This window comes from Cupriavidus sp. FW305-46 (assembly GCF_058787075.1).
Window position 1 is genome coordinate 1 of the sequence record NZ_JBYSZI010000035.1, and the last position, 7827, is coordinate 7827.

Annotated in this window: 6 protein-coding genes; 5 read left to right on the top strand and 1 reads right to left on the bottom strand. The window is 67.2% G+C overall.

Annotation, left to right across the window (positions count from 1 at the left end):
• Nucleotides 1–209: 209 nt before the first annotated feature.
• From AC3WON_RS17775 to AC3WON_RS17785, 3 genes are read left to right on the top strand one after another with little or no spacing between them, the layout of a single operon-like run.
• Nucleotides 210–524, top strand: coding sequence for a FeoA family protein (locus tag AC3WON_RS17775; protein WP_035820831.1), 315 nt, complete (start codon nucleotides 210–212; stop codon nucleotides 522–524).
• A gap of 15 nt (nucleotides 525–539) precedes the next feature.
• Nucleotides 540–2396 carry a ferrous iron transport protein B gene (gene feoB, locus AC3WON_RS17780; RefSeq protein WP_492319329.1) on the top strand — a complete coding sequence of 619 codons (1857 nt, stop codon included), beginning with the start codon at nucleotides 540–542 and terminating at the stop codon, nucleotides 2394–2396.
• Between the two features lie 14 nt (nucleotides 2397–2410).
• A complete protein-coding gene (locus AC3WON_RS17785) occupies nucleotides 2411–2728 on the top strand; it encodes a DUF6587 family protein (RefSeq protein WP_492352395.1) in 318 nt (105 codons plus the stop codon).
• 434 nt (nucleotides 2729–3162) lie between these two features.
• On the opposite strand, the gene AC3WON_RS17790 is transcribed toward AC3WON_RS17785, so the two are convergent.
• Entirely contained in the window at nucleotides 3163–4473 is a 1311-nt protein-coding gene (locus tag AC3WON_RS17790) for a hypothetical protein (RefSeq protein WP_492352396.1), read from the bottom strand.
• A 633-nt stretch (nucleotides 4474–5106) separates the two neighbouring features.
• Here AC3WON_RS17790 and leuA point away from each other — a divergent pair.
• Both leuA and AC3WON_RS17800 read left to right on the top strand, forming a co-directional pair.
• Nucleotides 5107–6804, top strand: a complete 1698-nt coding sequence (leuA, locus tag AC3WON_RS17795; RefSeq protein ID WP_492352397.1) for a 2-isopropylmalate synthase — start codon at nucleotides 5107–5109, stop codon at nucleotides 6802–6804.
• Between the two features lie 343 nt (nucleotides 6805–7147).
• Nucleotides 7148–7792 carry an OmpW/AlkL family protein gene (locus tag AC3WON_RS17800; protein ID WP_492352398.1) on the top strand — a complete coding sequence of 215 codons (645 nt, stop codon included), beginning with the start codon at nucleotides 7148–7150 and terminating at the stop codon, nucleotides 7790–7792.
• Nucleotides 7793–7827 lie beyond the last annotated feature (35 nt).

A 7827-nucleotide genomic window follows, 5' to 3' on the forward strand; every position in this document is an offset into this window, starting at 1 on the left:
GCCCCGCGCACCCTCCGCCCCCACACCCCGAACGGTTATCATTTGCCTCCTGCGGCGCAATGACGGCGGCAGCAGGCCGGCGTGCCCGCCCTTTGAGGGGGCAACGCCATGCCTCAATTACGATACAATGAAAACGATTTTCATTTACACACCCCGGCGTGGTCGCGCTGACCGCTTGGCGGCAGACCGCGCCACGGACTGGAAGCATGATGCGGTTGTCTGAACTTCCACGGCGCACGCCCGCCGTTGTGCAATCGGTGGACGACGCCACCCCGGGAGACCCGGTCGCGCGCCGCCTGCGCGAACTGGGCTTCGTCCCCGGTGAAGCCGTGCAGATCATCGCCTACGGCCCCTTCGGCATGGACCCGCTGGTGGCACAGGTAGGCTTCACCCGCTTTGCGCTGCGCCGCTCGGAAGCGGCACGCATCGGCGTAGAGGTCGCCAGCGCCTCGGTCACCAGCATCGCCCCCGCCACGCAGGGCGGCGACCAGACCGCCAAACCGTCCGCAAAACGGACTGCCTGAGCCTTCCCCCGGATTATGTCTGCAGCTCCTTCCACTTCTGCCCTGCGCATTGCGCTGGTCGGCAATCCCAATTGCGGCAAGACCGCACTGTTCAACCGCCTGACCGGCAGCCGCCAGAAGGTGGCCAACTATGCGGGCGTGACCGTCGAGCGCAAGGAAGGCTACTTCGTGTCGCCGGCCGGGCGCCAGGTGCGCATCCTGGACCTGCCGGGCGCCTACAGCCTGCACGCGGCCAGCCTCGATGAAGCCATCACGCGTGATGTCTGCCTGGGCAGGCGCGCCGGCGAGCAGCGCCCGGACCTGCTGGTGTCGGTGGTCGATGCGACCAACCTGCGCCTGCACCTGCGCTTCGTGCTGGAACTGCGCCGCCTGGGCCTGCCCATGGTGGTCGTGCTCAATATGAGCGACGCCGCAGCGCGGCGCGGCATCCAGATCGATCGCGACAAGCTGTCGGCCGCGCTGGGCGTGCCGGTGGTCAGCACCGTGGCGGTGAAGCACGACGGCGCCGCGACACTGGTCAGCCTGCTTGACGACACCCTGCCGCCGGCCCCGCCGGTCACGCCGGAACCCGCCAACGACATTGACGTGCATGCCGAGGTCAACCGCCTGCTGGCGGCCGCGGTCAGCATGCCGGCGCGCACCGCCGCGCTCGATGACCGCCTCGACCGCATCGTGCTGCATCCGGTGATCGGCCTGCTGCTGCTGGCGGTGCTGCTGTTCCTGATGTTCCAGGCGGTGTTCTCGTGGGCCGAGCCGTTGATGGACGGCATCGAGGGCGGCGTGCACTGGGCCGGCGAGATGCTGGGCGCCTACCTGCCCGACGGCATGCTCAAGAGCCTGCTGGTCGACGGCCTGGTCGCGGGCCTGGGCAGCGTGGTGGTGTTCCTGCCGCAGATCCTGATCCTGTTTCTGTTCATCCTGACGCTGGAGGAATCCGGCTACCTGCCGCGCGCGGCCTTCCTGCTGGACCGCCTGATGATGGGCGCGGGGCTGTCGGGGCGCTCGTTCATCCCGCTGCTGTCCAGCTTTGCCTGCGCCATCCCCGGCATCATGGCCACGCGCACCATCCAGGACCCGCGCGACCGGCTCACCACCATCCTGGTGGCGCCGCTGATGACCTGCTCGGCACGGCTGCCGGTGTATGCGCTGCTGATCGGCGCCTTCATCCCCGAGCGCACCGTGATGGGCCTGTTCAACCTGCAGGGGCTGGTGCTGTTCGCGCTGTACGTGGCGGGCATCGTCAGCGCGCTGGTGGTGGCCTACGCGCTCAAGTTCTTCCGCCGCGACCGCACCGACCATCCGCTGCTGATGGAGCTGCCGTCGTACCGCATCCCCAATCCGCGCGATGTGGCCATCGGCCTGTGGGAGCGTGCCCGCATCTTCCTGTCGCGGGTGGGCAAGGTGATCCTGGCGCTGACGGTGCTGCTGTGGTTCCTGTCGTCCTTCCCGTCCGCGCCCGTGGGCGCGACCGCGCCGGCCATCGACTACAGCTTTGCCGGCATGATCGGCCATGCGCTGCAGAAGGTGTTCGCACCGGTGGGCTTCAACTGGCAGATCTGCATTGCGCTGGTGCCGGGCCTGGCTGCGCGCGAGGTGGCCGTGGGCGCGCTGGCAACCGTCTATGCGCTATCGGGCAGCGAAGAGACCGTGGCCACGCAGCTGGCGCCGATGATCGCCGCGCAATGGTCGCTGGCCACCGCGCTGTCGCTGCTGGCCTGGTACGTGTTCGCACCGCAGTGCATCTCCACGCTGGCAGTGATCCGGCGCGAGACCGACTCGTGGAAGGTGATGGCGCTGTCGGCGGCCTACCTGACCGGGCTGGCCTACCTGGCGGCCTTCGTGACCTACCGCGTCGCGCTGATGTTCAGCTGAGGCACCACGCCGCCATGACCCTCTACCACGCCATCGAAACGCTGCTGGTCCCGCTGATCGTGCTGGCGTGCGCGGTGTCGGTGATCGCGCGCTACGCGCCGCGCACGCGCGAGCGCGTCAAGGCGGCGCTGGCCGCGCGCCTGGGCGGCAGCGCCGCCGCCGGCTGGCGTGCCCGGCTGGTGAGCTGGCTGGCCCCGCAAGCCGCCGCGGGCTGCGCCAGCGGCTGCGACGACGGCGGCTGCAATACCTGCGGATCCAACACCGCCGGCACCACCTCCGGCACGCAGGACAAGCCTGCCGAACAGGTGATCCGCTTCGTGCGCAAGCGCTAAACGGCGCGCTTTCCTCCTCTACAAATCCACGCAGAAACGGGTACGCCCGCTGCTTCCGCCCGGCGCGGAGGCAGCGCTTTGCGCTCGCCTGCGAGCTGTCCTGCGGCGATAAAACATGCCTGAAAGGGCTGGCATTTTTGCACGCAGAAACGGGTACGCTTTGCGTACTGGGCTTGCCTGGTGCGCATATAGGGGACGTCCCGCAAAGGCAGGCTCAGCCTTGTCCCGACGCCTTTGCTGGCCTGCCCCGGCAGCACCTGAAACGCTTGGCGCCGGTCACGCAGAAACGGGTACGCTTTGCCGGCATCCCTCCCGACGGCCGCTTGTTCTCCCGCTTGCGGGAGAGGGGGAGCAAACCGGCAGCCTGCAATTTGCCGCCAAAGCGAAACGCCCTCCGGATGGAGGGCGTTTCGCCAGGCGCGGGAACCTGCTGCTTACTTGACCGTACCGTAGAAGACCAGCTTCAGCGGCGTATTGTCGGCGACGGCATTACAGGTCACGGTAAGAGTGAAGTCGCCCTGCGCTGTGCCCGTGACGTTCTTCTGATGATCCGCGACGCCAGGCGACAACTCCACCGGGCCGGTGCTGGTCCACGCCCAGTTGATGCACGCGGTGTACTGCGCATCGTCGCCAAGGTGCTTCATGCGCGCGGTCACCGGGATACTCATCGGCGGCATCAGCAGCAGCGTCATCGGATCCTGGTTGTCGCCAACCAGCGCCCAGACCGGGTTCTCGGTCACCGTCAGCGTGGCGCTGCGGCGTTCGCCCAGCCTGGTGCTGACAGCCGTCACCGTCAGGCTGCTCTGGACCGGACCCTTGTCGTTGGCGAGGCTGGTGCTGACCGTGGCGTCATGCGTACCCGCCGCTTCCGATGCGGACAGCGTGGCCGAGGTCGCCGTGTAGGTCCAGGCGCCGTCGAACTCCGCGGTCACGTCCTGGCCGTCGTGGCGCAGCACACGCGAGCTGAAGGTTTCCGGACGGTTGCTGAAGACCTGCAGCGCATTCACCTCGCGGCCGCCCTTGGTCGTCACCACGCGATAGGCGGCGGCGCCGTTCTTCTGCACTGTCACCACGATCAACCCGGCAATGGCATGCCCGTCCGGTGCGGTCACCGATACCGAGACACTGGCCGTGGCCACGGCGGTGGGTGAGCTGTTGCTCGCCTTCAGCGTGGCGCTGTTCTGGCTGGCCGTGACCTGGACCGCGGAGCCGCTGCTGGACCATGCCCAGCTGTTGACGCTGGCAGATACATCGGCGCCGTTGCTATCGACCAGCGATACCTTGACCGGCAGCTCCTGCCCGTCGCTCATCGACAGGCTGCTGTTCGGGATCGACAGGCTGTAGCTCAGCGCCGAGGCCGGCACCACGGTGATGGTGGCGGATTGCGCGGGCAGCTGCACCGTGGTGTTGTCGGCGCCCTTGACGCTCGCCACCACCTGGACAGTGGTCGTCCCGGTTGCAATACCCTTGACCACGGCGCTGGCCGGCGTGGTGGCACTCGGCTCCACGGTGGCAATGCCGCTGTCGGCACTGGTCCAGTTGAAGGTGGTGTTGCCGGACACGTCGATGCCGTTGCTGTCTACCGCCAGCGCGCTGATGGTGATCGTGCGGCCGACGCCGACCTCGCCGGAGGTCAAGCTCATCTTCACCGTATAGGTCAGCGGTGTGGAGCCGCCCGCGTTTGGCGTGGTGGGCGTGCTCGAACCGCCGCCGCCACCGCCGCACGCTGCCAACAGCAAGGTCATGGCAGAGCCTGCCAGCCAGGATGCCCACGTTCTCAGTCTCATGATGTTCCCCCCAGTCATGTGTTTTTTCCCGCGCTACCAGCCTAGGCACAAAGGTGCCAGCGCAATACCGGCCAGAGGACTGAGGTGCGGCGCACAGAACATGCGCGTGGTTCATCCTTTCAATGCAGCGGCACCGCCATTCGGGCGAGGCAAACATGACCGGCAGGGTCCCGGCCGCAAGCCGGCCCCAGCCGTTTGGCGCAACCCGCGCATGGCAGTCCCCCGATCGGGCCACGCCCGCACCCGGCGCTCTCCCGCGCTTGACCGGGGCCGGCCTTGTCGACTAACCTTTGCGGGTCATCCGGCTCCTGCCGGATGCGCATCAACCACGAGCGGCCCCCGGCCCTCCTCCTCCAGGCACGATGAACCGTTACACCAGCACACTCAGCCAGGCTGCCGATGCGTCCCGCATCGCTGCCCGCGCGCGCGTGCTGGCTGCCCTGGCATCGGGCCGCGCCCTGCGCGCTTCCTCGCTACTGCTAAGCCTATCGACCGGTTGCCGGGCCTAGTGCCCCGTGGCAGTTCGGCAGCCTTTCGCCACCGTTTTTTCCGTTTTTCCTTTACTTCCCTTAGCGAGGAAGGAGACCCCGTATGCTCAGCAATCCCGCCACCAAGTACCAGCCCGCCACCACCGTCGACATCCCTGACCGCACCTGGCCCGCCCGCACCATCACGCGCGCACCGCGCTGGATGAGCACCGACCTGCGCGACGGCAACCAGGCCCTGATCGAGCCGATGAACCCGGCGCGCAAGCTGCGCTTCTTCGAGCAGCTGGTGAAAATCGGCCTGAAGGAAATTGAAGTGGCGTTCCCCGCCGCCTCGCAGACCGATTTCGACTTCGTGCGCATGCTGATCGAGCAGCAGCGCATCCCCGAAGACGTCAACATCGTGGTGCTGACGCAATCGCGCGAAGACCTGATCCGCCGCACCGTCGAGTCCGTGCGCGGCGCAGCGCGGGCCACGGTGCACCTGTACAACCCGATCGCGCCGGCCTGGCGGCGCATCGTCTTCAATGCCTCGCGTGAAGAGATCAAGGAGGTCGCGGTCTCGGGCACGCGCCTGATCAGGTCGCTGACCGATGCCATGCCTGGCACGGCATGGACCTATGAGTATTCGCCCGAGACTTTCAGCCTGGCCGAGCTCGACTTCTCGCTGGAAGTCAGCAACGCCGTCTCTGCCGCCTGGCAGGCCGGCCCGGACCGGCCGATGATCCTGAACCTGCCGACCACGGTCGAATGCAGCACGCCCAACGTGTTCGCCGACCAGGTCGAATGGATGCACCGCCGCCTGGAACGGCGCGAACACATCGCGCTGTCAGTGCACCCGCACAACGACCGCGGCACCGCGGTGGCCGCCGCGGAGCTGGCGCTGATGGCGGGCGCGGACCGCGTCGAAGGCTGCCTGTTCGGCAACGGCGAGCGCACCGGCAATGTCGACCTGGTGACGCTGGCGCTCAACCTCTATACGCAGGGCGTGGCACCCGGGTTGGACTTCTCCGATATCGACGCGGTGCGCCAGTGCGTAGAGCACTGCAACCAGCTGCCGGTGCATCCGCGCCACCCGTATGTGGGCGACCTGGTGTTCACCGCGTTCTCGGGCTCGCACCAGGATGCGATCCGCAAGGGCTTTGCACAGCAGCAGCCGGACGGCATCTGGGAAGTGCCCTACCTGCCGATCGACCCGGCCGACCTGGGCCGCAGCTATGACGCGGTGATCCGCGTCAACAGCCAGTCCGGCAAGGGCGGCATGGCCTACCTGCTGGAGCAGGTGCATGGCATCTACATGCCGCGCCGCCTGCAGATCGAATTCAGCCGCGCGGTGCAGGCCATGACCGACGACACCGGGCTCGAGGCGAGTGCCGATGATCTTTATGGGCTGTTCCGGCGCGAGTACCTGACGCAGGAAACGCCGCTGCGCTATGTATCGCACCAGCTGGTGTCTGACAGCGGCGGTGCCACGGAGATCGAAGTGCGGATGGTTCGCGACGGCAAGCCATGCAGCGTGCGCGGCACCGGCAACGGGCCCATCGACGCCTTCGTCAATGCGCTGGACTTGCCGGTACGCGTGATGGACTACCACGAGCATGCGATGACCGCCGGCGCGGATGCGCGCGCGGCCTGCTACGTGGAAGTGCGCGTGGGCGATTCGCCGACAGGGTTCGGCGCCGGCATCGACGCCAACCTGGTCACGGCCTCGCTGCGCGCGGTGATCTCGGGCGTCAACCGGCACCTGCAGGCCGGCTCTGGCGCAGCGCGGGCCCCGCAGTCCGCCGAGGCCGCCGAGGCCTGACACCGCAAGCCGCCGCAAGAAAACCGGTGTGCCCCGCCCCCACGGGGCACACCCGGAAAGACGCCCTTGCGGACGCCCACGACATGCTCGGTGCCGATCCGCACACGCTGCATGCGTGCTCGGATCTTTCGCACAGCGTAAGGGGCAGCATCGCACCGCGCCACGAATAATTCCGCATGTGTTTAGAAGCGCCGGCGCAACTGGCACCGCGGCGCCTTCCTCGCTGTAGCGCCTGCGCGACGCGCGCCGGCCCCGTTCCCTGCTACTTGTTTTGGGTCAAAGCCCAGCCCGACCTGCTCGGCCAAACTGGGTCCGGATTTGATACCAGACCAAGCAGAACCTCATGAAAACACTCTCTCTTCGCACCCGGGTCACCTGTTCCGCCATCGCCGCCTGCGCCATGCTGGGCGCCTTCGCCACCCCTGCCGCCGCCGCGGACGATGCGCAGGGCAACTGGATGGTGCGCCTGCGCGGCACCTATCTCGACATGGCCAACAGCTCCGACCCTGTCGGCGGCGTCGGCCCCTCGGACCGCATCACGGTCAACAACAAGTGGATTCCCGAGTTCGACGTCACCTACTTCTTCACGCCGAACATCGCCGCCGAACTGGTCCTGACCGTGCCGCAGAAGCAGAACGTCTACCTGGACGGCAACAAGGTCGGCACCTTCAAGCATCTGCCGCCGACGCTGCTGGTGCAGTACCACTTCATCCCCAACGGCACCTTCCGCCCGTATGTCGGCGCGGGCCTGAACTTCACCCGCATCTGGGGCGAGAACATTGCCAACAACGCGCTGCAGCTCGATAGCTGGAGCGTGGGCCCGGCCCTGCAGATCGGCATGGACTACAAGCTGACCAAGAACTGGTTCCTCAACGCCGACATCAAGAAGATCTGGCTGTCGAGCGATGTGAAGGCCGGCGATGTCAAGGTGTCCAAGGTGAACCTGGATCCGTGGCTGTTCAGCATGGGGGTGGGGTATCGCTTCTGATCCTGCAGTGCCATGCAAAAGGCCCGCGCCCAAAA